Here is a 24,332-nt window from a genome sequence, read left to right on the forward strand (position 1 = left end):
ATCATGGCGACGACGATCAGCAGCACCAGCAGCAGCACGGCGACGACCGGCACGACGTCGACGACCAAGACGTCGTCGACCGCGTCGGTCAACCAGTCGGCGGCCAACTCGGTCCTCACCTCGCTCGGCTCGGGCTCGGGGGTCGATACCGGGGCGCTCGTCACCCAGCTGGTCGAGGCGCAGTTCGCGCAGAAGCGCGCGCAGCTCACCTCGAAGAGCGACACGCTGACCGCGCAGATCTCGGGCGTGGCGACGCTCAAGAGCACCATCTCGGACTTCACCAAGGCGCTGGAGAATCTCGTCGAGGGCGGCACGCTGGCGACCCAGCCGAACAGCTCGCTCGCCGGCGTCGCCACCGCCAGCCCGATCGCGGGCGCCTCGGCCTCGGGGCTCAACAGCAGCGTCACGGTCAACGCGCTCGCCACCGCGCAGATCGCCACCAGCGCCAAGATCGCCTCGCCCTCGACCGCCACCTTCGGCACCGGCACGCTGACGCTCACGCTCGGCACCGCCACCACCGGCGGCGGCGCGATGACCGGCTTCACCGCGGGCACCAACGCGGACGGGACGTCCAAGTCCTTCGCGATCACGATCGACTCGAGCAACAACTCGCTGTCGGGCATCGCCGCCGCGATCAACGCCAAGAAGGGGGGCGTCACCGCCACGGTGATCAACGACGCCGACGGCGGCGCCTATCTCTCGCTCAAGGGCACCACCGGCGCGGCCCAGGCCTTCACGCTGGCGGCGAGCGACCCGGCGAGCGCGCTGGCGCAGTTCGACACCGGCTACGGCACCACCAACAAGACCACCGTCTCCAGCCAGGCGGGCAACGCCAAGCTGGTGGTCGACGGCGTCGCGGTCGACCGCGGCAGCAACGAGGTCAGCGACCTGATCGCGGGCGTGAAGCTGAGCCTGACCGGCACCGGCACCACCAACCTCACCGCCACCCGGCCCGACGGCGCGCTGACCAGCGCGGTGAAGGACTTCGTCGACACCTACAACCAGGTGCTGGCGCAGGTGAAGGAGCAGACCGACCCGATCAACGGCCAGCTCCGCGCCGACCCCGCCGCCAAGACGCTGCTGCGGACGCTCCAGGGGCTGACCAGCCGCGTGCTGCTGCCCGACGCCGCCGCGGGCACGCCCGCGACGCTGGCCGCGATCGGCGTGCGCACCACGCGCACCGGCGAGCTCGAGGTCGACGACAACGCGCTGACCAACGCGATGAAGAGCGCGCCCGAGGCGATCGAGGCGATGTTCGCCAAGAGCAGCAGCGGCGCCACCGGGCTGTACGCGGCGATGAAGTCGCTCGACCTCAACACCGGCAGCACGATCTACGGCCTGGCCGCCTCGACCACGCGCTACCGCCAGGCGCAGTCGGACCTGGGCAAGCAGCAGACCAGCGTCGACGATCAGGCGACGAAGATGACGACGCGGCTGACGCAGCAGTTCTCGAGCATGAACGCGCGCGTCTCCGCCTACAAAGCCACCCAGTCGTTCATGCAGCAGCAGATCGACAATTGGACCAAGTCGACGGGTTGAGCGGGGAGTAGACGATCATGGCCTATGCCTCCGCCCTGCTGCGCGACCCGGCGCGCACCTATCGCGAGATCGATCTCGCGGGCCGCACCGCCGCGGCCGACGGGCCCGCGCTCGTCCAGCTGCTGTACGAGGAGCTCACCCAGGCGCTGCGCGTCGCCGCCTGGGCGGCGGACAACCGCCAGTTCGCCACGCGCAGCGAGCGCGTGACGCGCGCCACCGCGATCCTGTTCGCGCTGGAGGCGAACCTCGACTTCGAGCGCGGCGGCGACGTCTCGCGCACGCTGGCGCGCTTCTACGCGGGCTGCCGCCGCCAGGTGGTGGACGCCAGCATCGGCACCGACGGCGAGCCGTTCCGCGCGGTCGCCGCCGAGCTGGAGGAGATCGCCGCGGCGTGGCGGATGGCACGCGCGGCGTGAGGGGGTGAGGCCGGGGGCTAGGTTCGCTCGCTCACGCGCGCTTCCGCCCACCCACTTCCGTCATCCTGAGAAGGGCACGATGTCGCTCCGCTCACCTACGACGTCACCGCACCAGGTCGCGATACTCCGGGTGGCGCTCGACGAAGGCGCGCACGAAGGGGCATTGCGGCACGACACGCAGGCCCTGGTCGCGCGCCGAGTCGAGCGCGGCGCGGATCAGCCGCGACCCCACGCCGCGCCCCTCGATCGCGGGCGGCACCAGCGTGTGGGTGAAGACGATCGTGTCGCCCTCGAGCTGATAGGCCGCGACCGCGCGCTCGCCCGCGACCGACAGCTCGAACTCCTGCTCGGAGCGGTTGTCGCGGACTCGCTCGACGCTCACTGACCGGGCGCCGCCGCGGGCGCGTCGGGCGCGCGCGCGACCGATCCGGCGGGGGTGGCCCGCGTCTCCACCGCGGCGGCGGCGCCGTCGGCCGGCTCGCGCTCGCAGCCGGCGAGCAGCGCCGCCGCGCCGAAGGTGAACAGCGCGAGATTGGCGCGCGGGGTGGTCGATCGTCCGGACAGCATGCCCGCACTACGCCCCGCCCCCGTCGCGCGTTCCCGCCGCCTGTTCCCGCCACGCGTTCCCGCCCCGGCCCATCGCCGGTCACCGCGCCGGTTGCCCTGCGCCCCGCGCGCGCCTAGGTCGGGCGCGCCCATGGCGCTCGACCCGCTTCCCCAGCTCCAGACCATCTTCGGCTTCCCCGCCTTCCGCGGCGTGCAGGAGCAGGTCGTCACGCGCGTGCTGGCCGGCGAGCGCACCCTCGCGGTGATGCCGACCGGCGCGGGCAAGTCGCTGTGCTACCAGCTGCCCTCGGCGATGCTGGAGGGGACGTGCGTGGTCGTCAGCCCGCTGATCGCGCTGATGCACGACCAGCTGCGCGCCGCCACCGCGGTCGGCCTGCGCGCGGCGACGCTCACCAGTGTCGACGAGAACAAGGCCGAGACGCGGGGTCGCTACCTCGATGGCGCGCTCGACCTGCTGTACGTCGCGCCCGAGCGCGCCTCCACCGCCGACTTCCGTGACCTGCTCGAGCGCGGCCGCCCGGCGCTGTTCGCGATCGACGAGGCGCATTGCGTCAGCGAGTGGGGGCACGACTTCCGCCCCGACTATCGCCTGCTGCGCCCCTTGCTCGACGCCTTCCCCGAGGTGCCGCGGCTGGCGCTGACCGCCACCGCCGACGCGCACACCCGCGCCGACATCCTCGAGCAGCTCGGCATCCCGCACGCCGGCATGATCGTGGCCGGCTTCGACCGGCCCAACATCCGCTACGCGATCCGGCCCAAGGACAACACTACGCGCCAGATCGCCGACGTGGTGCGCGACACTCCCGGCCCCGGCATCGTCTACGTCCAGACCCGCGCCGCGACCGAGAAGATGGCCGCGCAGCTCACCGCGCTGACCGGCCGCCCGGTGCGCGCCTATCACGCCGGGCTCGACCCCGCGGTGCGCGCGCGCAACCAGGCCGATTTCGTCGGCTCCGAGGACATGGTGATGTGCGCGACGGTGGCCTTCGGCATGGGGATCGACAAGCCCGACGTCCGTTTCGTCGCGCACGCCGGCCTGCCCAAGTCGATCGAGGCCTATTATCAGGAGACCGGCCGCGCCGGACGCGACGGCGACCCGGCGGTGGCGCATCTCTTCTGGGGCGCGGAGGATTTCGCGCGCGCGCGGCAGCGCATCGGCGAGGTCGAGCCGCAGCGCCAGCCCGGCGAGCGCCAGCGGCTCGCCGCGCTGGGCGCGCTGGTGGAGACCGCGGGCTGCCGCCGCGCGATCCTGCTGCGCCACTTCGGCGAGCACCCGCCCGAGACGTGCGGCAATTGCGACAACTGCCTGTCCCCGCCCGCCGCGCTCGACGCGACGGAGACCGCGCGCAAATATCTCTCGGCGGTGTTCCGCACCGGGCAGATGTTCGGCGCGACCTATATCGAGCAGGTGCTCACCGGCCAGTCGAGCGAGCGCAGCCTGACGAACGGGCACGAGCAGCTGTCGGTGTGGAACATCGTCGACGGCGAGGAGGTGGCGCTGCTCAAGCCGGTCGGGCGCGCGCTGCTGCTCAAGGACGCGCTGCGGACCAACCACCACGGCGGGCTCGAGTTCGGCCCGGCGGCGCGCGCGCTGCTCAAGGGCGAGGCGACGCTGCCGCTGGTCGAGCCGCCCAAGCGCGAGCGCCGCCGCGGCGGGCGCGCGGGCGCGATCCCGAACCCGGTCGACGATCCCTTGTTCGAGGCGCTGCGCGCGCGCCGGCGCGAGCTGGCGAAGGAGGCGGGGGTGCCGCCCTACGTGATCTTCCACGACTCGGCGCTGCGCGAGATGGCGGCGCTGCGCCCGACCTCGCTCGCCGCGCTCGGGCGGATCGCGGGCGTAGGCCAGCGCAAGCTCGACGCCTACGGCCAGGCGTTCCTGGATGCGCTGAAGGGCGCGGGGTGAGGGGGTGAGTCTGGCCGGGAAGAGCCCTGAAAATCCTTCCCGGCACGGGGAGGGGGACCGCGACGCGAAGCGGCGTGGTGGAGGGGGGCTTCCGCATACGAGCCGGTGCGTTCGTGGAGAGCCCCCTCCACCGCCCCGCTGACGCGCGGTGGTCCCCCTCCCCGCCATGCGGGGAGGATTTCTGTCTCACCCAGCGGCCGCTATTCTCCCCTCGCCGACCCGCCCGCTTCCGGCTAAGGCGCCGCCTCTCCCGCGACGGGACGATCGGGATCAATGACGCGGCGCCCCGTCCGCGCTAGAGGCAGGCTCCTATGTTGCGCATCATCGACGAGACGATCGCGGTCGCGCCGCAGATCCGGCCCGAGGACCTGCCCGCCATCGCCGCCGCCGGCTACACCGCCGTCGTCAACAACCGCCCCGACGGCGAGGAGCCCGGCCAGCCCGACGGCGAGTCGATCCGCGCCGCGGCGGAGGCGGCCGGGCTGCGCTACACCGCGATCCCCGTCACCCACGCCGGCTTCTCGCTGCCGCAGGTCGAGGCGATGACCGCCGCGCTGGCCGAGGCGGGCGGGCCGGTGCTGGCCTATTGCCGCTCCGGCACGCGCTCGTGCAACCTCTGGGCGCTCGCCGGCGCCGCGCGCGGCGACGACGCCGACTCACTCACCGCCAGAGCGGCCGCCGCGGGCTATGACCTCACCAACCTGCGTCCCCTGCTCGACGCGGTGGCGCGGCGCGGCTGAGCGGCGCGATGGGGCTGGCGGCATGGCTCGGTCTCGGTCGGGCGCACCGGATGATGCGCTCGGTCGACGAGGCGATCGAGGCGGCGGCGGCGGCGCTGCCGCGCTTCGCGGGCTTCGACGCGGTGATCGCCGAGGACGGCCGCGCCGCGCTGGTGATCGACTCGACCGGCGTGATCGCGCTGGTGCTGGTGCGCGGCGCGCGCGTGCGGGCACGCGTGGTCGAATGGGCGATGCTGCGCCAGACACCGGCGGGCATCCTGGTCGAGACCGCGGACCGCGGCTTCGGCGACGCGCTGCTGGCGGGTGTCAGCGCGATCGACGTGCGCCGCCTCGGCATGCCGCCGCTGCCGCAGCGCGAGCCCGCGACGATCGTAGGGCTGCTCGAGACCGCCTGAGCGCCGCCGGCACGCGACCGCCGCGCCGCGTCGGCTGTCATGCCGGCTTCACGAACGCACCATAAGCCGCCCGCGATCGTCTCCGGCGATCGTCTCCGGGGGACAGGCGATGGGCAGCACGACAGGGTGGCGCGACGATGCCGCGGCGTGCCCGGCGATCGAGTCGGCGCGCGCGCTCGACGTCGCCGACGCCGCGCTCCACCGCGCGCTGCGCGCCTTCGTCGGCGGGCGGGTGGCCCAGTCGGCCGACCGCGACGACGTGGTGCAGGAGACCTACGCGCGGCTGCTCGGCTATCAGGCGGGGCGGCGGGTCGACGACGTCAAGGCCTTGTGCTTCGCGATCGCGCGCAACCTGCTGCTCGACCACCATCGCGCCGCCCGCCACGGCGCGACGGTCGAGCTGGACGAGGCGCTCGCCTGCCCACTGCCCAGCGCCGAGCGCGTGGTCGCCTTCCGCCGCGCGGTCGCGGTGCTGGCCGGCGCGCTCGAGCGCATGCCCCCGCTGCGGCGCGAGATCTTCCTGCGCAAGCGGCTCGACGGGCTCACCACCGCCGAGATCGCGGGCGCGCTCGAGATGAGCCTCGCCGCGGTCGAGAAGCATGTCGTCCGCGCCCTCGCCGACCTGCGCGGCGCGCTGGCGCGGCGCGGCGTCACGCTGGCGGACGGCGCGTGAGCGCGGGCGACGCGCTCGTCCTCGACGAGCAGGCGCTCAGCGAGGCACTGCGCGACGCCGCGGCGCGCTGCGGCCGGCTCTCCGACGAGCAGGTGCGCGCGCTGCGCCGCCGCCGCCGCGCGGTCGCGGGCGGGATCGGCGGCCTGGGCGCCGCGCTGGGGACGATCGGCGCGCTGTGGCTCGGCGCGGCCGCGTGGCTCACCCCGGCGCGCCCCACCCCCGCCTGGACGCGCACGCTGGCGACCCGCGCGGGCGAGCGCGGCACGCTGACGCTGGCGGACGGCTCGACCGTGCGACTCAACGGCGCGACGCGGGTGCGCGTGACCTACCGCACCGGCGAGCGCCGCGCCGAGCTGCTCGCCGGCCAGGCCTTCTTCGACGTGCGCCACGACGCCGCGCGGCCCTTCACGGTGACGGCCGGGACGACCAGCGCGCGCGTGCTCGGCACCGCCTTCGATCTCGACCGGACGCGGCGCCAGGTGGCGCTGTCGGTCTATCGCGGCGCGGTCGGTTTCGACCCGGGCGGCGCGCGCGGCGTGGTGGTGCGCGCGGGCTATCGCAGCAGCATCGCCGACGGCGCGGCGACACCGCCGGCGCGCTTCGACGCCGCCCTGCCGGACTGGCGCGCGGGCTGGGTCGACACCGCGGGGATGCGGCTGGACGACCTGATCGAGGTGCTCGACCGCGCCGGCGCGCGAGTCGCCGCGCCGCGCGAGCCGCTGGCGTCGACCCGGGTCTTCGGCCGCTTCCGCACCGACCGGCCGCGCGCGCTGCTCGGCGCGATCGGCGCGGGGTTCGGCTTCGGCGTGGTGGAGCGCGACGGCGAGCTGGTGCTGGAGCCGCGCTGAGGCGGCTCGACGACCGCGGTCGCGTCGCCCGCGCCCGGGGAAGGCGCGCGGGCCGAGCCGGGAAAAAACATTGTCCGGATCGTGGCAGCCGCCGCGTCTTCCTCCCGGGCGGCGCGTGGGCGCGCCGCGGTTGGGGGATGATATGACGTTTCTGGGTGGTACCTCGGCTCTCACCGTGGCGGTCGCCGCGTCGGCGGCGCCGGCGCAGGCGCCCGCGCTGGCCTTCGCGATCCCGGCGGGCGACCTGGGCGCGGCGCTGTCGCGCTACTCCAGCGTCACGGGCATGCAGGTGATCGCCGCGCCCGCGCTGGTCGCGGGCCGCCGCACCGCGGGGGTGAGCGGCACCTACACGCCGCGCGAGGCGCTCGCGCTGCTGCTGCGCGGCTCGGGGCTGCGCCCGATGGCGCGCGACGGCGTGCTGCTGCTCCGCGAGGAACCGGCGCGGCCGCGCCCCGCCGGCGCCACCGCGGCGGTCGCGCCCGAGCCCGCGCCGCTCAGCGACGGCGCGCCCGACACGCTCGCCGACGGCGCGCCGGGCGACATCGTCGTCACCGGCTTCCGCGGCAGCCTGCTCGCCGCGCAGCAGCTCAAGCGCCGCGCGGTGGGCACCGAGGACAATATCCTCGCCTCCGACATCGCCGCCTTCCCCGATCTCAATCTCGCCGAGGCGCTGCAGCGCGTGCCCGGCGTGGCGATCAATCGGGACACCGGCGAGGGCCGTCAGATCACGCTGCGCGGGCTCGGCCCCGATTTCACGCGCACCCAGCTCAACGGCATGGAGGTGCTGGGCAACACCGCCTCGGGCATGGACAATCGCGGCAACGTGAGCCGCACGCGCGGGTTCGACTTCAGCCTGTTCGCGTCCGAGCTGTTCAACCGCGTCAGCGTGCAGAAGAGCTATGCCGCGAACCAGGACGAGGGCGGCATCGCGGGCACGGTGCAGCTCTATACCGCGCGCCCGTTCGACTATGACGGCCCGCGCGTCGTGCTCTCCGCCAAGGGCCAGACCAACACCAACACCGACGGCGTGACGCCGCGGCTGGTCGCGCTCTTCTCGCAGCGGCAGGGCGACGTCGGCGCGCTCGTCTCGGTGGCCTATTCGAAGATCCGCAACAACGAGTACGGCTACCGCAACTGGAACTGGGGCAAGGTCACCTACGGCGCGCGCAACGTCGGCGCCGAGATCGACGACGCCACGCGCGCGCTGCTGCGCGGCGGCACGATCTTCGCGCCCCAGGCGCAGTCGCCCTCGACCTGGTACACCGAGCGCGAGCGGATCGGCGTCACCACCGCGCTGCAATACCATCCCGGCGAGCGGTTCACGCTCGACGTCGACCTGCTCTACGGCCGGCTGTCGGACGACCGCGATGACTGGGCCATCGCGGCGGGCGGCTATAACGCGCTGACCGGCAACGTCAGCGGCACGCAGGTGATCCGCGCCGCCACGATCGAGGGCAACTCGCTGGTGGCGGCGAGCTACACCGGGATCGACCAGCGCACCGAGCACCACCGCGTCGTCAACTCGACCGACTTCTACCAGGCGGTCGCCAATCTCGGCTGGCAGGCGAGCGACCGGCTCAAGCTGACCGCGCTGGCGGGCTATCAGAAGTCCGACTTCGCCCAGCCGGTGTTCGACAAGGTGTTCCTGCAGGCGCGCAACACCGCCTTCGGCTTCGACATGCGGCCGACGATCCCGCGGAACAGCTACGGCTTCGACCTGACGGACCCGTCGCTGTGGAACGTGCAGCGGCTGGTGACGCAGGAGAACACGATCAGGAGCGACTATACCAACGCGCAGGTGCAGGCGGTCTACGACGTCGGCGACATGCTCAAGCTGGAGCTCGGCGGCGAGTACAAGCGCTTCACCAACGGCGGCTATCAGTATCTCACCAACATCTTCTACGGCACCCAGGCGACCGCGGACCGCGCCGTCCCTGCCTCGCTCAAATATGAGATCGACCGCGACAGCCTGCTGCCCTACGTGGGCGGCGACGTCGACGGCATCTACGCGCTGCTCGGCAACAACCGGGATCTCACCCGCGCCAACCTGACCGCAGGCAGCGACTTCGGCATCGTCGAGAAGACCTGGGCGGGGTTCGCGCAGCTCGACCTCGACACCTATCTCGGCGCGATGCGGCTGCGCGGCAACGCGGGCGTGCGCTACTATCACACCGACCTGACCTCGCGCGGCTCGCTCGCCACCGCCACCAACGGCGTCACCGCGCTCGAGCCGGTGACCGCGCGCACCAGCAGCGAGGATTGGCTCCCCGCGCTCAACGTCGCGCTCGACCTCACCCAGCGGCTGGTCGCGCGCGGCTCGGTGGCGCGCAACGTCAACCGGCCCGGGCTGGCGCAGCTCGCCGCGGCGGGGACGCTGACGGTGGCGCCGTTCGGCGGCACGGTCTCGGTCGGCAACCCCTATCTCGCCCCGTTCCGCTCCACCTCGGCCGAGGGCGGGCTGGAATATTACATGGATCGCAACGGCTTCGCATCGGTCGGCTTCTTCTGGAAGGATCTCGACAGCTTCATCACCTCGGAGACGTCGCAGGTGCCGTACAGCGCCACCGGTTTCCCGGTGTCGCTGCTGCTGCCCGGGCAGGACGGCACGACGCCGTACAATTACACCCGCCCGATCAACGGCGAGGGCGCGAGCATCCGCGGCGTGGAGGTGGCGTTCCAGCACGACTTCACCTTCCTGCCCGCGCCGTTCGACCGGCTCGGCGCGGTCGCCAACGGCACCTGGATCAGCGGCGACCAGAACGCGGTGTACAACGGCGTGAGCGAGCGCATCCCGCTCTACAATCTGTCGCGCTGGGCGGCCAACGCGACCCTCTACTTCGAGACCGAGCGGTTCGGCGCGCGCGTCTCGACCGCCCATCGCAGCCGCTACCTGACCGGCGCGGGCGGCAACGCCAATGTCGGCGAGGGCATCCGCCCGACCAACAACGTCGATTTCCAGATCCGCTACAGCCCGACGCCCAAGCTGCGCTTCGTCGCCGAGGGGATCAACGTCACCAACCAGGCGATCGAGCAGTTCACCGATCGCACCGCCGACCGGACGCTGGTCTACACCACCAGCGGGCGGATCTTCACGCTCGGCGTCACCACCACCTTCTGACCTCGACGCCCGCGGCACGGACCGCGGGCGGGAGTGCGTGTGCGTAGCCTGTCACGAACGACCTCGGGAGATGACCCATGACGACACGATCCTTCCCCACCGCGCTCGTCGCCGCGGTCGGCGCCGCGGCGGCGCTGCTCGCGCCCGCCCCCGCCCCCGCGCAGGGCTGGCCCGCCCCGGTCAACCCGCTGCCCGAGCGCGCCACCGCGCTCGACAAGCGCTTCCAGCCCGCGATCGACTTCGACACCGACGTCTGTTTCAACGTCGCCGCAATCGACTCGAGCGGCAACGTCAGTGCCGCCGCCTCCACCTATGCCACGCGCCCCCCGGCCTCGTGCCGCAGCGCCGGGTACCTGCGTGGCAGCAACGTCTACTCGCGCAGCCGCTGCAACAACGGCTATTGCGCGCGGGTCTACGCCTATTTCTGGCAGTCCGACTTCAGCCACGCCTATGACTGGGAGACGATCATCGTCTGGACCACCGACGCGGGCACCGGCAGCCGCGTCGTCGGCGTCACCCGCGGCGACCACGGCGACTGGGACACGCGCGCGGTGAGCGGCGGCCAGCTGCGTTTCGTCAGCGATTCGACCGGCGAGCACGCCAAGCTGGTCTTCCACTACGAGACCTGGGGCTTCTCGCACCTGTTCCGCTTCAGCAAGACCGACGGCGGCGACGAGCCGCCCGAGAACGGTACCGGCCAGTGGGTGATCCAGCCGCTGGTGAGCTGGAACGGCTATACCTCGCGCGCTGTGCGCGACCGTGTGGCCGGCTATGACTTCGGCGGCGCCAACTTCGAGGTGAAGGAGGCGCGCTTCGCCACCACGCTGGCCAACGCCAACAAGAGCAACATCGCGCCCGGCTTCAACCCCAACCTGGACGCTGGCAGCGACTCGCCCGGTTGCCCGAGCGGCGCCACGATCTGCTGAGCCGAGCGGGTGATCGATCGCGGTCGATCACCCCGGTGCCGCGCCCCGCCGGCGATCCGCGGCGGGGCGCGGCATCCGTGTCACCGGGCCGCGCTACAGGAGGATGCCGCATGCCGCTCCCGCGCCTCGCCCGACTGGCCGCCGTGCCGCTCGTGCTCGCCGCCGCGCTCCTCCTGTGGCTGGGCGCGCGTGTGACGCCGGGGGCAGCGCGCGACGAGGCGGTCACCGTCGTGGCGGCGCCCGACGCGCGCGTGACCTCGCCCCCCACCCGCCCGGTCGCGCCGTCGCCGAGCGTCGCCGCGCCGGCCGTCGCGCCCGCGGCGGTCGCTGCGCGGGTGGCGCGCGCCTTCCCGCTGCTCGGCGACGTCGCGGTCTCCTGCGCCGGTGACGCCTGCGCGCTCACCGCGACCGTCCGCCCCGCGCACGGCCAGCGCGAGCTCGACGAGCGCCAGGCGATGCTGCTCGGCGGCCTCGCCGATACCGTCGCCGTGTCCGGCTATACGATGCGCGTGCCGTTCGCGTTCGACGAGGTGGACGACAATGTGTTCCACCTGCGCGCGGCGCTGACTCGGACGCGGTGAGCCCCGTCGAGAAGGAGACGCCGACCATGTTCCGATCCGCCGCCCTGCTGCTCCCGCTCGCGCTCGCGCTGGTCGCCGCGGACCGACCGCCGCCGCCCTATCTCGACGGCGCCGACGTGCCCGATCTCACCCGCGTGCTGCCGCCGCCACCCGCGCGGGACGAGGCGCGCGCGCGCGACGATCGCGACACCTTCCGCCGCACGCGCCGCCTCGCCGGCACGCCGCGCTGGGCGCTCGCGACGCGCGACGTGGGCGACGACCGCTTCACCGTCTTCGCCTGCGCGCTCGGCCGAGCGCTCGACGCCGCGAGCGCGCCCGCCACCGCTCGGCTGTTCGAGCGCGTCGGCGACGGCGGCATGGTGTCGCGCGCCAAGGCGGCCTTCGCGGTACGCCGGCCCTATCTCGACCAGCCCGGCGCGATCTGCGAGCCCCGGACGGCGCATCTCGCGGCCAACGGCGACTATCCCTCGGGCCATACCAGCGGCGGCTGGATCAGCGCGCTGATCCTGGCCGAGCTGGTCCCCTCGCGCGCCACCGCGATCCTGGCGCGCGGGCGCAGCTTCGGCGAGAGCCGCTACATCTGCGGCTCGCATAGCCGCAGCGCGGTCGAGGCTGGCTATCTGGCGGGAGCGGCCGCGGTCAGCCGGCTCCACGCCGAGGCGGCGTTCCGCGCCGACATGGAGGCCGCGCGCGACGAGCTGGCGCGACTGCTCCCCGCGAGGCCGGGCCTCGCGACCTCGCGCTGCGCGGCGGAGGCGGCGGCGCTGGGGACGCGCTGAGCGCCGGGCAACATCGGGCAACAGAAGATCCGCGCGGCGAGAGCGGGCGTCGTTGACGCGCGCCCGTCGCAACATGTCGGCGCGCTCACGCCAGTGCGGCGATGTTAGCGCTCACGGCTAAACCGGTTACATTATCGGGTTGATCTCTCAACTTGTTTTTCCCATAGGCCGAGAAATCATAAGAATAGCCGCGGACGAGCGGCAGTGCTTCCACGGGAGAGGAACGGGTCATGCCAACGTCGCTCAAACTATGCCTGCTGCTGGGCAGCGCCCTGGCCGGCGCGCCCGCGCTCGCGCAGACCGGCTCGGCGCCGGACGTTCCCGCGACGGTGCCGCAGGAGCAGACGCCGCCCGCCGCCGCGGTCGGGCAGGACGCCCCGGCCGAGCAGGGCGGCGCCAGCGTCGCCCCCGATGCCGGCGCCGCGGGCGACGAGATCGTCGTCACCGGCATCCGCGCCAGCCTCAGCTCCTCGGCGCAGACGAAGCGGGACGCCAACCAGATCGTCGACTCGATCAGCGCGGTCGACGTCGGCAAATTCCCCGACGCCAACATCGCGGAATCGCTCCAGCGCATCACCGGCGTGGCGATCGACCGCTCGGGCGGCGAAGGCCAGTTCATCACCGTCCGCGGCCTCGGTCCCGAGTTCAACACCGTGCTGGTCAACGGCCGCGTGATGGCCACCGACAATGCCGGGCGCGAGTTCTCGTTCGACGTGCTCTCCTCGAACATGATCCAGCGCACCGACGTCTTCAAGTCGCCGGTGCCCGAGCTGCAGGAAGGCGGCATCGGCGCGACGGTCAACATCGTCACCGCGCGCCCGCTCGAGGGTCGCAGCGGCTTCCGCGCCGCGGCGCAGATCGGCGGCATCTACGACCGGTCGCGCGAGCGGATCACCCCCGATCTCGCCGCCACCGTCTCCTACGCCAACCCCGACAAGACCTTCGGCGTGCTGCTCGCGGGCTCCTACACCAAGCGCAAGAGCCAGACCGATCAGATCGCGATCGACGGCTGGATCAACGGCCGCCCCGACATCGTCGAGACGATCGGCGGCGTGCCGACGCTGATCACCGGGTCGGACTCGCGCTACCCCGTCACCGGCAACGCCAACCTGCCGCAGAGCGTCTATTACCAGCGCGCGCAGGAGGAGCGCGAGCGGATCAACGTCTCGGGCGCGGTGCAGTTCAGGCCGACCGACACGCTCGAGATCACCGTGGACGGCATCTACTCGCGCTTCAACATCTCGGGCGTGACGCGCCGGCTCGATAACTTCATGGCGGCGCCTTACTACCAGCCGACGTTCGACGACACCAACACCGCGACGAGCCTAACCATGCTGGGGCGCGACTTCATCGCCGCCAACCCGCAGTTCCTCGCGGCCAACCCGACGCTGACCAACAACGGCGTCAACGCCAAGGTCGACCACGTCTACAACACGACCAATCGCAAGTCGGACAGCTATCAGGTCGGTGCCAACGTCAAGTGGAACCCGACGGAGAACGTCGAGCTGCGCTTCGACGCCTCGAAGACCGGCGCCAACCGCAACTCGCCCAACGCTTATTACGTCTACGGCGCGCTGCTGCCCTACAGCTACCAGTTCTCGCTCGACGGCGGAAAGGGCATCCCGTCGATCTCCTACGACAACGGCATCATCAACAACCCCGACCTGATGCGGCTGCACTACATGGGGATCGACGCCAATCGCTCGCGCGACCGCGGCTCGGAATATCATTTCGACACCAAGTGGACGGTCGACGGCTCGATCCTGCGCAACGTGACGCTCGGCGGGTCCTACACCGAGCGGCGCAAGATCAACCGCCAGTTCAACAACAGCGACTCCAACTGCACCTATTGCGGCTATCAGGTGCCGATCGCCTCCGGCCTGCTCCAGCCCTATGAGTGGGGCGACCTGCTCGGCGGCGGGCAGAACATCCCGCCCTCGCTGTTCCAGGTCGATCCCGAGGCCTTCCTGGCCTATCTCAACGATCCCGCCACGCTCAACATCCCCTCGAACGGGCGCACGCCCGAGCAGCAGGCAGCGTTCGCGGCGCAGGTGCAGGCGCTGGAGGGCGGACCGTTCGGGGTGCGCGAGCAGCTCCGCGGCACGGTCAACGTGCAGGAACGGCTGACCGCGGGCTATATCAGCATGCAGTTCGGCAACGATCGCTGGACCGGCAACGCCGGCGTGCGCGTGATCCGCACCCAGGTGCTCTCCTCGGGCTTCGACACGCCCGTCACCGGGATCGCCAACACGCCCGGCGACGACACGCTGCAATATACCTACGGCCCCGCCACCGCGATCGCGGTGCGCAGCAGCTACGTCAACGCGCTGCCCTCGGCCAACGTGAAGTACAACCTGACCGAGAAGCTGATCGCGCGCGCCGCTTTCTCGCAGACGATCACGCGGCCGACGCTGACCGACCTGGGCGTCAACAACGATTATGGCGGGCGCATCGCGGTGCCGCTGTCGTCCGGCGGCAACCCCAACCTGCTGCCGTTCCGCTCGACCAACTACGACCTGTCGCTGGAATGGTATCTCTCGCGCGTCAGCTACATCAGCGTCGGCGGTTTCTATAAGGACCTGTCGGACTTCCTCGAGCTCCAGACGCTGCCGGTCGAGCGCTTCGGCCGGGTCTATCAGGACACGCGCACGCGCAACGGGCAGAGCGGCACGATCAAGGGCATCGAGGTCGGCGGGCAATATTCGTTCGACGCGCTCGGCGGCTTCGTCGGCGGCTTCGGCCTCACCGGCAACTACACCTATGTCGCCAGCAGCGCCGAGCGCGACCAGGTGCTGGCGGACTTCCAGTGCGGCTACAACGGCCTCTCGCCGCACTCGGCGAACGGCAGCGTGTTCTACGAGAAATACGGCATCTCGGCGCGCGTGTCGTACAACTGGCGCTCGGACTATCTGCGCAACTGCCGCGACAGCCAGTCGCGGCCGCGCAACCGCTCCTCCTACGGCCAGCTCGACTTCAACGTCTCCTACGACCTCACGCCCAACTTCCAGGTCTATCTGCAGGGCGTGAACGTGACCAACGAGTTCATCGACGAATGGTCGGCGATCAAGGAGCGCTACCTGCTCCAGCAGGAGACCGGCGCGCGCTACAACGTCGGCCTGCGCGTCAAGCTGTGAAGTTGAGGGCGGGGTGAGGGATAGACCTTAACCGGTCTCGCCCTCCCTCACGTCACCAGCTTGCGCAGCCCCGCCAGCGTGTCCGCCTCGGCGGCGGGCTTGTCGGTGCGGATCCGCGCGATCCGCGGGAAGCGCATCGCCAGCCCGGATTTGTGGCGCTTCGACTCGTGGATCGAGTCGAACGCCACCTCGAGCACCAGCGACTTCTCCACCTCGCGCACCGGGCCGAAGCGGTTGAGCGTGTGCTGGCGCACGAAGCGGTCGAGCTGCGCGATCTCCTGGTCGGTGATGCCCTGATAGGCCTTGCCCACCGGCAGCAGCTCGCCCTCCCCCGCCTGCTCGCCCGTCCAGCAGCCGAAGGTATAGTCGCTGTACCAGCTCGAGCGCCGGCCGTTGCCGCGCTGCGCGTACATCATCACGCAGTCGGCGGTGAGCGGGTCGCGCTTCCATTTGTACCACAGCCCGGCGCGGCGCCCCGCGACATAGGGCGAGTCGCGGCGCTTGAGCATCACGCCCTCGATCGCGGCGTCGCGCGCGCCGGCGCGGATGCCCTCCAGCGCGGTGAAATCATCCGCCGCGATCACCCCGCTCACGTCGAAGCGGGTCGGGTCGAGCCGAGCCGCGAACGCCTCCAGCCGCGCGCGCCGCTCGGTCCAGGGCAGCGCGCGCAGGTCCTCCGCGCCGTCGAACAGGATGTCGTACAGGCGGACGAAGGCGGGCGCCTCCTCCAGCATCTTGGCGGAGACGACCTTGCGCCCGAGCCGCTGCTGCAGCGCGTTGAAGCTGCCGGCACCCTCGCCCTCCGCGATGCCGCCGCCCTGCGCGTCGCCGCGTACCATCAGCTCGCCGTCGACCACGCCCAAGGTGGCGAACGCCGCGGCCACGTCGGGGAAGGCGGCGGTGACGTCGTCGCCGGTGCGGCTGTAGAGCCGCGTGGCGCCTGCGACATGGACGAGCTGAACGCGGATGCCGTCCCACTTCCACTCGGCGACATAGTCGGCGAGATCGACGCGCAGGTCCTCGAGCGGGTGCGCCAGCATGAAGGGGCGGAACACCGGCACGTCCGCCGGGGTCGGCTGCTCGCCGGTGCCCTCGGCCCAGGCGAACAGGGTGGGATAGGGCGGCGCGAGCCCGTGCCACACCTCCTCCACCGCCTCGACGTCGAGCCCGAAGGCGTCGGCCAGCGCCTGCTTCGCCAGCCGCGCCGAGACGCCGACGCGCAGCGCGCCGGTGGCCAGCTTGAGCAAGGCGAAGCGCTCCTCCGCGTCGAGCCGGTCGAGCATGTCCGCCAGCGCCGCGGGCGCGTCCGAGCGCGACAGGTGCATCAGCCGGTCCACCACCGCGCCGACGCTCAGCGGCACGGTGTCGGCGGGCGGCGGGTCGGGCACCGGCCATAGCAGCGCCACGGTCTCGGCGGTGTCGCCGACATAGTCGCGGCTCATCCGGAACAGCACCGGGTCGACGCGCGACTCGATCAGCGCGCGGATCAGCGCCGGCTTCACCCCGGGCAGGTCGAGGTCGCCCGTCAGCGCCGCCATCGCCCAGCCGCGGTCGGGATCGGGCGTGACGCGCAGATAGTCGCCGATCAGCTTGAGCTTGGCGTTGCGCCCGCGGGTGTAGATCAGCGAGTCGAGGAGCGCGGCGAAGGCGTGCATGGCGCGCTAACGCTCGACCTGCCCCGCGCGCCTCAGTCGAGCGTGTCCTTCACCTTCTTGCCCGCCATGAGGCCGAGCGCGAGGAAGATCAGGAACAGCGCCAGCGCGACGAAGAACAGCAGCTTGGCGATGCCGACGAAGGCGCCGCCGATGCCGCCGAAGCCGAGCGCGCCGAGCACCAGCCCGACGACGAGGAAGATCACGGCCAGTCTCAGCATCGCTCGGCTCCTTCACGGTGGGTGGGCGAGGTCAGCCCTTGCGGCTGGCCTCGAACAGGAACCAGGCGCGCTCCTCGGCCTCGTCGGTCCAGTCGTCGACGATGCCGCTGGTGGCATTGTCCTTGGCCTCGTCGGCCGCCTCCTTCACGTCGCGGAAGCGCTGGACGAGCGTGAGATTGTCGTCGCGCAGCTCGGCCAGCATCTGCTCGGGGGCGACGAAGTCGGCGTCATTGTCGCGGATCGAGCTGCGCCGCGCGATGTCGCCGATCGAGCGCAGCGTGGTGTTGCCGGTCTTGCGGACGCGCTCGGCGATGGCGTCGGTGGCGCCGAGGATCTGCGTCGCCTGGTCGTCGAGCAGCAGGTGATAGTCGCGGAAGTGCGGCCCCGAGACGTGCCAGTGGAAGTTCTTGGTCTTGAGGTACAAAGCGTAGCTGTCGGCGAGCGCGGCGTTGAGCGCGTCGGCGACGCTGCGGGTGTCGTTGCGCTGCAGGTCGGTCGGTGTGTCGAGCGCGGGATTGGTGTCGGCCACGGGCGGCTCCGTCGTTTCACTGTTCGGGGGCGAAACGATGCGGGGCGCGAATGGGTCCGGTCAAGCGGGCGGTGAGAGAAGCGTGGTCGTGCGGCATGGATGCTCCCCGCCGTGCGGGGAGGATCGGGACAAAGCGCTCCTCTGGCCGCCGCCCTAGGCCGCCAGCCGCACCGCGCAGGCGGCGGCGAAGGCGCGCGACGTCGCCTCGTCCTGCGCGCCGCTCGCCACCGCCTCGCCGAGCAGCCCGAGCCAGTCGTGCACCAGCAGGCCGCGCTCGCCGCGGCCCAGCGCGGTGCCGAGCGACTGCGCCACGGTCACCACCGGCAGCAGATGGTGCTGCGCGGCGGCGACGCGGATGCCGTCGAGCTCGGGCGCGAGCCGCGCCGGGCCGGCGCGCCAGTCGATCGCGGCGATGCGCCGCGCCAGATGCGCCCTGATCGCGAGGATATCCATGTCGTCCATGTGCCTGGTCCTTGATCGAGGCGTGCAGCATGCGCGCGCGACCCTTACGACCGGCTTAATGCCCGCCCGCGCTTGACTCCGCGCGCCACTTGCGCCAAGCGCCCGCGTCTGACGCGGCGAGGCGAGCTTCGCCGCTTTCTTGTTTCATTCGCTTAGGAACCGGTCATGGCCAAGCCGACCACCGTCAAGATCAAGCTCGTCAGCTCGGCTGACACCGGCTTCTTCTACGTCACCAAGAAGAATCCGCGCACCAAGACCGAGAAGCTGAGCTTCAACAAGTACGATCCCATCGTGCGCAAGCACGTCGCGTTCAAGGAAGCCAAGATCAAGTGAGCGGCTCCGGGGCGGCCGCGCCGCCCCGCCGCCTACCGGATCGCCGAGGGCCGCGGGCGGTAGCGCCGGCGGCTCTTTTCGCGTATGTGGACGATCGCGGCGATCCCGCTCCTGCGAAGCGGGAGCCCAGTTTAGGCGGGGTCGCGCCACATGACTCAGTTTTCCTGCGTCCGCAGGAACACGGGCCGGCGCCGACGGCGTCGCGCTAGGGCGCGCGTCGCCCCGCCCCGCTCGGTTCGGCGTCGGTGGTCTGCGGCGGGCGCGGGTGTTCGCCGTGGTCGGGCGCGTCCGGGTCGGTCAGCAGTTCCTCGACGGTCTCCTCCACCGCGTCGTCGCGGTCGCGCTCGGCCATCACCATTCTCCTCACTCGGCGGCGAGGTTCTCGCCGCGCACCTGATAGTAACTGGCGACGCGATCGGCATAGGCCTGGTCGAACACCGGCGCGTTATTGGCCCAGCTCGGGCCGCCCTCCAACAGGCGGCGGTCGATCGTCACGACGTAGCGGTCGCGGACGGGATCGAACTGCAGCAGCGCGAAGGGCAGCGGGTAGAAGCTCTTGCCCATGCCGAGGAAGCCGCCGAGGCTGAGCACGGCATGGGTAGCGCGACCCGACGCCTTGTGAACCATGAAGGCGTGGACCGCGCCGAGATGGTCGCCGTCGCGGCTGTCCACCTTCATCGTCTCCCCCAGGTTGGACTGGACGAGGATCTGGGTGGGCACGTCATCGGCCATCGCGAACTCCATCAACAAACGTTGTCATCGGAAACCGCCCGCGCCGTGCCGCGGTTCCGCGCGGCGGTTGAGCCGACCCCCGGCTTCCGGCATAGGCCCCGGTCGTGGCTCGATACTTTACCAACCGCGTGCGTCTGGCGCCGCTCTCCGCCGCGCTGATGCTGGTCGCCGGCTGCGTCCCACAGGTCACCCCGCCGCCGCCCGCCCCGGCGCCGACGCCGGCGCCCGTCCCCGCGCCCGCGCCCACCCCCCCGCCCGCGCCACCCGCGGCGGACTGGCAGGACTGGCCGCGCACGCCCGGGACGTGGCGCTACGCGCGCGCTCCCGGGGGCAGCACCGCCAGCTTCGGCGCGGGCGCGGCGGTGGTCACGGCGCGCTGCGACCGCGACGCGCGCACGGTGACGCTGACCCGGGTCGGCGGCGTGCCCGCGCCCTTCACGATCCGCACCAGCGCGACCGCGCGGACCCTGCCCGCCGCGGCGGTGGCGGGTGGCGCGGCGGCGACGCTGGCGGCGAGCGACCGGCTGCTCGACGCGATGGTGTTCAGCCGCGGGCGGTTCACGCTCGAGCAGCCGGGCGCCGCGCCGCTGGTGCTGCCGCCCTGGGCCGAGCTGGCGCGCGTGATCGAGGACTGCCGCGGGTAAGGCCGGGCGGCGGTGAGGACCGCGGGCGGCAGGCCCGAGCGGATCGTCGGCGCCCCCTGGCCGCTCAGCGCACCACGCGCGGCAGGATCGAGTCGAGCAGCAGGATCCCCGCCTCGGTGACGCGCAGCCGGTCGCCATCGCGCGCGACCAGCCCCGGCAGCGCGGCGATCGCGTCGCCGTCGACGATCGCCTCGACTGCCAGTCCGGTCACCCGCGCCACCCGCGCGAGATCCACTCCCTCGCCCAGCCGCAACCCCATAAGCAGCGCCTCGCGCGCGCGCGCCTCCGGGGCGAGCGGCTCCTCGGTGACGAGGCCGTGGCCGTTGCGCGCGACCGCGCCGAGCCAGTTCTCGGGCTTGCGGTGGCGCTGCGTCGCGCTCGCCTGCCGCCGGCCGTGCGCGCCGGGGCCGACCCCGGCATAGTCGCGGTAGCGCCAGTAAGCGAGGTTGTGGCGGCTCTCCGCGCCCGGCCGCGCGTGGTTGGATACCTCATAGGCGGGCAGGCCGGCGGCGGCGGTGATCGCGCGCGTCGCCTCGAACAGGTCGGCGGCGGCGTCGCCGTCGGGGATGGTCAGCCGCCCCGCCGCCGCCTCGGTGTGGAAGCGCGTGCCCGGCTCGATCGTGAGCTGGTAGAGCGACAGATGCTCGGTGCCGAAGCCCAGCGCCTGCGCCAGCTCCGCCTCCCAGGCGGCGAGCGACTGGTCGGGGCGCGCGTAGATCAGGTCGGTACTCACCCGCGCGAAATGGCGCTGCGCGACGTCGAGGGCGCCCAGCGCCTCGGCGACGTCGTGCGCGCGGCCGAGGAAGCAGAGCGCGGCGTCGTCCAGCGCCTGCAGCCCGAGCGAGACCCGGTTCACCCCCGCCGCGGCGAGATCGGCGAAGCGCGCCGCCTCGACCGAGGAGGGATTGGCCTCCAGCGTCACCTCGAGGTCTGGCAGCGGCGCCCAGGCGGCGGTGGCGGCCTGGATCACCGCGGCGACGGTGGCGGGGGGCATCAGCGAGGGCGTGCCCCCGCCGAAGAAGATCGAGCCGAGCCGACGCCCCGGCAGCATCGCCGCCTCGTGCGCCAGGTCGGCGAGGAGCGCCTCGCGCCACGCCTCCTGGTCGACCGCGGCGCGGACGTGGCTGTTGAAGTCGCAATAGGGGCATTTCGAGACGCAGAACGGCCAGTGGACGTAGAGCGCCAGCGCGGAGTCGGTCATGGCGCCGCCGCTATGCCGTGCCGCGCCGCGCTTGGCCAGAACGCGGCGCGGCGGGCGGTCACCGCGCCGCGCCGATCGTGTCGAGCGCGTCCAGCGCCTGCTCGTCCAGGACGACGGACCCGGCGGCGAGGTTCTCGCGCAGGTGCGCCACGGACGAGGTGCCAGGGATCAGCAGGATGTTGGGCGATCGCCGCAGCAGCCAGGCCAGCGCGACCTGCATCGGCGTGGCGGCGAGCCGCGCCGCGACCGTGTCGAGCGCGCCGGACTGGAGCGGGCTGAAGCCGCCGAGCGGGAAGAAGGGGACATAGGCGATCCCGTCCGCGGCGAGCCGGTCGATCAGCGCGTCGTCCTCGCGATGTGCGAGGTTGTACATGTTCTGCACGCAGGCCAGCGGCGCGATCGCGCGCGCCTCCTCGACCTGCGCCGCGGTGGCGTTGCTGATGCCGAGGTCGCGGATCAGCCCCTCCTCGCGCATGGCCGCCAGCGCGCCATAGCCCTCGGCGATCGAGCCCTCGCCGCGGCCGTGCCCGCCGTCGTGGACTCGGAAGTTGACCAAGGCGAGCTGCTCCAGCCCGAGGTTGCGCAGGTTGTCGTGCACCGCGGCGCGCAGCGCGGCGGGCGACTGCGCCGGGTCCCACGACCCCTCCGGCCCGCGCACCGCGCCCACCTTGGTGACGATCGTCAGCGCCTCGGGATAAGGCGCCAGCGCCTCGCGGATCAGCTGGTTGGTGACGTGCGGTCCGTAGAAGTCGCTGGTGTCGATATGATCGACCCCCGCCTCGACCGCTTCGCGCAGCACCGCCACCGCGGCGGCGCGGTCGCGCGGCGGGCCGAACACGCCCGGGCCGGCGAGCTGCATCGCGCCGTAGCCGAGCCGGCGCACGCGACGGTGGCCGAGGGGGTAGGTGATGTCCGTGCTCATACTGCGTCTCCTCGTTCGAGAACACGCAGATAGGCGCTTGCGATTGTCCCGATTAGCCGGGAGGATCTGCACGGCCTGTGCGGGGAGCCGAACGATGGATGCCGATCTCGCCGACCTGGAAGTCTTCGTCGCGGTGGCGCGCGCGCGCGGCTTCCGCGACGCCGCGCGGGCGACCGGGCGCAGCGCCTCGACGCTGAGCGAGGCGCTGCGCCGGCTGGAGGCGCGCGTCGGGCTGCGGCTGCTCCACCGCACCACGCGCAGCGTCGCGCCGACCGAGGCGGGGGCGCGGCTGCTCGAGCGGCTCGCCCCCGCGCTCGATTCCGTCGCCGCCGCGCTCGGCTCGGTGGACGAGCTGCGCGACCGCCCGGCGGGCCTGCTGCGGCTGAACGTGCCGGTGAGCGCGGCCAGGCTGGTGCTGCCCGCGATCCTGCCGGGTTTCCTCGCGGCCTATCCCGACATCCGCGTCGAGATCGACGCCGAGGACTCGTTCGTCGACATCCTCGCCTCGGGCGCCGACGCCGGCATCCGCTACGACGAGCGGCTCGAGCAGGACATGATCGCGACCCCGATCGGGCCGCGCGTGCAGCGCTTCGCCGCCGCCGCGGCGCCCGCCTATCTGGCGCGCCGCGGCCGACCCGACCACCCGCGCGCGCTGCTCGACCACGACTGCCTCGTCGGCCGCTTCTCCAGCGGCGCGCTGGCCAGCCCGTGGGAGTTCGAGCGCGACGGCGAGGAGGTGCGGATCGCACCGGTCGCGCGGCTGATCGCGCGCGTCGCCGGCGCGGCCGACCTGCTGGTCGACGCCGCGGTCGGCGGGGGCGGCATCGTCTACCTCTTCGAGGAGTGGCTGGCCCCCGCCTTCGCCGCCGGCGCGCTCGAGCCGGTGCTCGCCGACTGGTGGCCGAGCTTCCCGGGACCGTTCCTCTATCACTCCAGCCGCCGCCTCGTGCCGCCGCCGCTGCGCGCCTTCGTCGACCATGTCCGCGCGCTCGGCTGAGAGGACCCGCCGCCGCTGTTCCATTTTCTCGAACGGATGACGCGACCTTATCGCGCTGCCGCGACTCGGCGGGTCGGCGTACGTCTCTGATCGCCGGACGCCTTCCGGTCACAGCGACGAACAGGGGACGAGCCATGCCGACGATCACCACGCGGGACGGGACCGAGATCTTCTTCAAGGACTGGGGCGCCAAGGACGCGCGGCCGATCATGTTCCACCACGGCTGGCCGCTGTCCTCGGACGATTGGGACAATCAGATGCTGTTCTTCCTGGCTGAGGGCTATCGCGTGATCGCGCACGACCGCCGCGGCCACGGGCGCTCGGCGCAGGTCGCCCACGGCCACGACATGGCGACCTATGCCGCCGATGCCGCCGCGGTCGCCGAGCATCTCGACCTGCGCGACGCCGTCCACATCGGCCACTCGACCGGGGGCGGCGAGGTCGCGGCCTATGTCGCGCGCCACGGCCTGCCGCAGGGGCGGGTCGCCAAGGCGGTGCTGGTCAGCGCGGTGCCGCCGATCATGGTCAAGACCGAGCGTTACCCCGGCGGCCTGCCGATCGAGGTGTTCGACGGGCTGCGCGCCGCGCTCGCCGCCGACCGCGCCTCCTTCTACCGCGACCTGCCCGCCGGCCCGTTCTACGGCTTCAACCGCGACGGCGCCGAGGTGAAGCCCGCGGTCGTCGACAATTGGTGGCGCCAGGGCATGATGGGCAGCGCCCAGGCGCATCACGAGGGCATCAAGGCCTTCTCCGAGACCGACCAGACCGACGACCTGCGCGCGATCACCGTGCCGACCCTGGTGCTGCACGGCGACGACGACCAGATCGTCCCCTATCAGAACGCGGGCAAGCTCTCCGCCGAGCTGCTGCCCGACGCGACGCTCAAGATCTACCCCGGCTACTCGCACGGCATGCTGACCGTGAACCACGAGGTGCTGAACGCCGACCTGCTCGCCTTCGTGCGGGGGTGATCGCCGCGGGCGGCGCGCCCTTCGCGGGGGCGCGCCGCTCCGTGACGCA

At 72.4% G+C, this 24,332-nt stretch carries 27 protein-coding genes; 16 read left to right on the top strand and 11 right to left on the bottom strand.

Annotated features, from left to right (window positions below):
* The first annotated feature begins 3 nt into the window (after positions 1-3).
* On the top strand, positions 4-1,539 hold the full coding sequence (gene fliD / locus KZ813_RS10515) for a flagellar filament capping protein FliD (protein ID WP_219754942.1): 1,536 nt from the start codon (positions 4-6) through the stop codon (positions 1,537-1,539).
* Positions 1,540-1,556: 17 nt separating this feature from the next.
* Positions 1,557-1,955, top strand: coding sequence for a flagellar export chaperone FliS (locus KZ813_RS10520; RefSeq protein ID WP_219754943.1), 399 nt, complete (start codon positions 1,557-1,559; stop codon positions 1,953-1,955).
* Positions 1,956-2,058: 103 nt separating this feature from the next.
* Here KZ813_RS10520 and KZ813_RS10525 read toward each other — a convergent pair whose 3' ends face one another.
* Complete coding sequence (locus KZ813_RS10525; protein ID WP_219754944.1) at positions 2,059-2,337, bottom strand: GNAT family N-acetyltransferase; 279 nt, start codon at positions 2,335-2,337, stop codon at positions 2,059-2,061.
* On the bottom strand, positions 2,334-2,522 hold the full coding sequence (locus KZ813_RS10530) for a hypothetical protein (protein WP_219754945.1): 189 nt from the start codon (positions 2,520-2,522) through the stop codon (positions 2,334-2,336). Before KZ813_RS10530 ends, KZ813_RS10525 begins: the two co-directional genes overlap by 4 nt.
* Before the next feature lie 130 nt (positions 2,523-2,652).
* On the opposite strand from KZ813_RS10530, the gene recQ reads away from it, so the two are divergent.
* The 9 genes from recQ (at position 2,653) to KZ813_RS20380 (ending at position 12,485) form a co-directional block, all read left to right on the top strand.
* On the top strand, positions 2,653-4,425 hold the full coding sequence (gene recQ / locus KZ813_RS10535; protein WP_219754946.1) for a DNA helicase RecQ: 1,773 nt from the start codon (positions 2,653-2,655) through the stop codon (positions 4,423-4,425).
* Between the two features lie 311 nt (positions 4,426-4,736).
* Positions 4,737-5,165, top strand: coding sequence for a protein tyrosine phosphatase family protein (locus tag KZ813_RS10540; protein ID WP_219754947.1), 429 nt, complete (start codon positions 4,737-4,739; stop codon positions 5,163-5,165).
* Positions 5,166-5,173: 8 nt separating this feature from the next.
* On the top strand, positions 5,174-5,560 hold the full coding sequence (locus tag KZ813_RS10545) for a hypothetical protein (RefSeq protein ID WP_219754948.1): 387 nt from the start codon (positions 5,174-5,176) through the stop codon (positions 5,558-5,560).
* A 109-nt stretch (positions 5,561-5,669) separates the two neighbouring features.
* Positions 5,670-6,233, top strand: coding sequence for an RNA polymerase sigma factor (locus KZ813_RS10550; RefSeq protein ID WP_219754949.1), 564 nt, complete (start codon positions 5,670-5,672; stop codon positions 6,231-6,233).
* The gene (locus tag KZ813_RS10555; protein ID WP_219754950.1) at positions 6,230-7,081 is read left to right on the top strand and encodes a FecR family protein; all 852 of its coding nucleotides are present in this window, start codon (positions 6,230-6,232) and stop codon (positions 7,079-7,081) included. Before KZ813_RS10550 ends, KZ813_RS10555 begins: the two co-directional genes overlap by 4 nt.
* 142 nt (positions 7,082-7,223) lie before the next feature.
* Entirely contained in the window at positions 7,224-10,199 is a 2,976-nt protein-coding gene (locus tag KZ813_RS10560; RefSeq protein ID WP_219754951.1) for a TonB-dependent receptor, read from the top strand.
* Positions 10,200-10,276: 77 nt separating this feature from the next.
* Positions 10,277-11,125, top strand: coding sequence for an NPP1 family protein (locus KZ813_RS10565; protein WP_219754952.1), 849 nt, complete (start codon positions 10,277-10,279; stop codon positions 11,123-11,125).
* 110 nt (positions 11,126-11,235) lie between these two features.
* Positions 11,236-11,706, top strand: coding sequence for a hypothetical protein (locus KZ813_RS10570; RefSeq protein WP_219754953.1), 471 nt, complete (start codon positions 11,236-11,238; stop codon positions 11,704-11,706).
* A 26-nt stretch (positions 11,707-11,732) separates the two neighbouring features.
* Positions 11,733-12,485, top strand: coding sequence for an acid phosphatase (locus tag KZ813_RS20380; RefSeq protein ID WP_219754954.1), 753 nt, complete (start codon positions 11,733-11,735; stop codon positions 12,483-12,485).
* Positions 12,486-12,570: 85 nt separating this feature from the next.
* Here KZ813_RS20380 and KZ813_RS10580 read toward each other — a convergent pair whose 3' ends face one another.
* Positions 12,571-12,717: a hypothetical protein gene (locus KZ813_RS10580; RefSeq protein WP_219754955.1), complete on the bottom strand. Its 147-nt coding sequence runs from the start codon at positions 12,715-12,717 to the stop codon at positions 12,571-12,573.
* On the opposite strand from KZ813_RS10580, the gene KZ813_RS10585 reads away from it, so the two are divergent.
* The gene (locus tag KZ813_RS10585) at positions 12,716-15,619 is read left to right on the top strand and encodes a TonB-dependent receptor (protein ID WP_219754956.1); all 2,904 of its coding nucleotides are present in this window, start codon (positions 12,716-12,718) and stop codon (positions 15,617-15,619) included. The two genes, KZ813_RS10580 and KZ813_RS10585, sit on opposite strands and share 2 nt — an antisense overlap.
* Before the next feature lie 47 nt (positions 15,620-15,666).
* On the opposite strand, the gene KZ813_RS10590 is transcribed toward KZ813_RS10585, so the two are convergent.
* The 4 genes from KZ813_RS10590 to KZ813_RS10605 all read right to left on the bottom strand — a co-directional run bounded on the left by KZ813_RS10590 (position 15,667) and on the right by KZ813_RS10605 (position 18,483).
* Positions 15,667-17,274, bottom strand: coding sequence for a cisplatin damage response ATP-dependent DNA ligase (locus tag KZ813_RS10590; protein WP_219754957.1), 1,608 nt, complete (start codon positions 17,272-17,274; stop codon positions 15,667-15,669).
* Positions 17,275-17,306: 32 nt separating this feature from the next.
* Positions 17,307-17,492, bottom strand: coding sequence for a DUF1328 family protein (locus tag KZ813_RS10595; protein ID WP_219754958.1), 186 nt, complete (start codon positions 17,490-17,492; stop codon positions 17,307-17,309).
* Positions 17,493-17,523: 31 nt separating this feature from the next.
* The gene (locus KZ813_RS10600; protein ID WP_219754959.1) at positions 17,524-18,021 is read right to left on the bottom strand and encodes a Dps family protein; all 498 of its coding nucleotides are present in this window, start codon (positions 18,019-18,021) and stop codon (positions 17,524-17,526) included.
* 153 nt (positions 18,022-18,174) lie between these two features.
* Positions 18,175-18,483: a hypothetical protein gene (locus KZ813_RS10605; RefSeq protein ID WP_219754960.1), complete on the bottom strand. Its 309-nt coding sequence runs from the start codon at positions 18,481-18,483 to the stop codon at positions 18,175-18,177.
* A gap of 165 nt (positions 18,484-18,648) precedes the next feature.
* On the opposite strand from KZ813_RS10605, the gene rpmG reads away from it, so the two are divergent.
* The gene (gene rpmG, locus KZ813_RS10610; protein WP_219754961.1) at positions 18,649-18,816 is read left to right on the top strand and encodes a 50S ribosomal protein L33; all 168 of its coding nucleotides are present in this window, start codon (positions 18,649-18,651) and stop codon (positions 18,814-18,816) included.
* A gap of 205 nt (positions 18,817-19,021) precedes the next feature.
* Here rpmG and KZ813_RS10615 read toward each other — a convergent pair whose 3' ends face one another.
* Complete coding sequence (locus tag KZ813_RS10615) at positions 19,022-19,168, bottom strand: hypothetical protein (RefSeq protein ID WP_219754962.1); 147 nt, start codon at positions 19,166-19,168, stop codon at positions 19,022-19,024.
* Between the two features lie 11 nt (positions 19,169-19,179).
* Complete coding sequence (locus KZ813_RS10620; protein WP_219754963.1) at positions 19,180-19,548, bottom strand: PRC-barrel domain-containing protein; 369 nt, start codon at positions 19,546-19,548, stop codon at positions 19,180-19,182.
* A 128-nt stretch (positions 19,549-19,676) separates the two neighbouring features.
* Here KZ813_RS10620 and KZ813_RS10625 point away from each other — a divergent pair, with 128 nt between their 5' ends.
* Positions 19,677-20,192 (top strand): hypothetical protein, encoded by a 516-nt coding sequence (locus KZ813_RS10625; RefSeq protein ID WP_308461857.1) that lies wholly within the window; start codon positions 19,677-19,679, stop codon positions 20,190-20,192.
* A gap of 64 nt (positions 20,193-20,256) precedes the next feature.
* Here the strand turns inward: KZ813_RS10625 and hemW are convergent, their stop codons facing one another.
* Together hemW and KZ813_RS10635 are read right to left on the bottom strand one after the other, a co-directional pair.
* Positions 20,257-21,393 (bottom strand): radical SAM family heme chaperone HemW, encoded by a 1,137-nt coding sequence (gene hemW / locus KZ813_RS10630; protein ID WP_219754964.1) that lies wholly within the window; start codon positions 21,391-21,393, stop codon positions 20,257-20,259.
* A 58-nt stretch (positions 21,394-21,451) separates the two neighbouring features.
* The gene (locus KZ813_RS10635) at positions 21,452-22,315 is read right to left on the bottom strand and encodes an oxidoreductase (protein WP_219754965.1); all 864 of its coding nucleotides are present in this window, start codon (positions 22,313-22,315) and stop codon (positions 21,452-21,454) included.
* A 94-nt stretch (positions 22,316-22,409) separates the two neighbouring features.
* Between KZ813_RS10635 and KZ813_RS10640 the strand changes: the two genes are divergently transcribed.
* Positions 22,410-23,312: a LysR family transcriptional regulator gene (locus KZ813_RS10640; RefSeq protein WP_219754966.1), complete on the top strand. Its 903-nt coding sequence runs from the start codon at positions 22,410-22,412 to the stop codon at positions 23,310-23,312.
* Between the two features lie 134 nt (positions 23,313-23,446).
* A complete protein-coding gene (locus KZ813_RS10645; protein ID WP_219754967.1) occupies positions 23,447-24,283 on the top strand; it encodes an alpha/beta fold hydrolase in 837 nt (278 codons plus the stop codon).
* Positions 24,284-24,332 lie beyond the last annotated feature (49 nt).

Origin of the sequence: Sphingomonas folli (assembly GCF_019429525.1) — a bacterium.
Classification (GTDB): Bacteria; Pseudomonadota; Alphaproteobacteria; order Sphingomonadales; family Sphingomonadaceae; genus Sphingomonas; species Sphingomonas folii.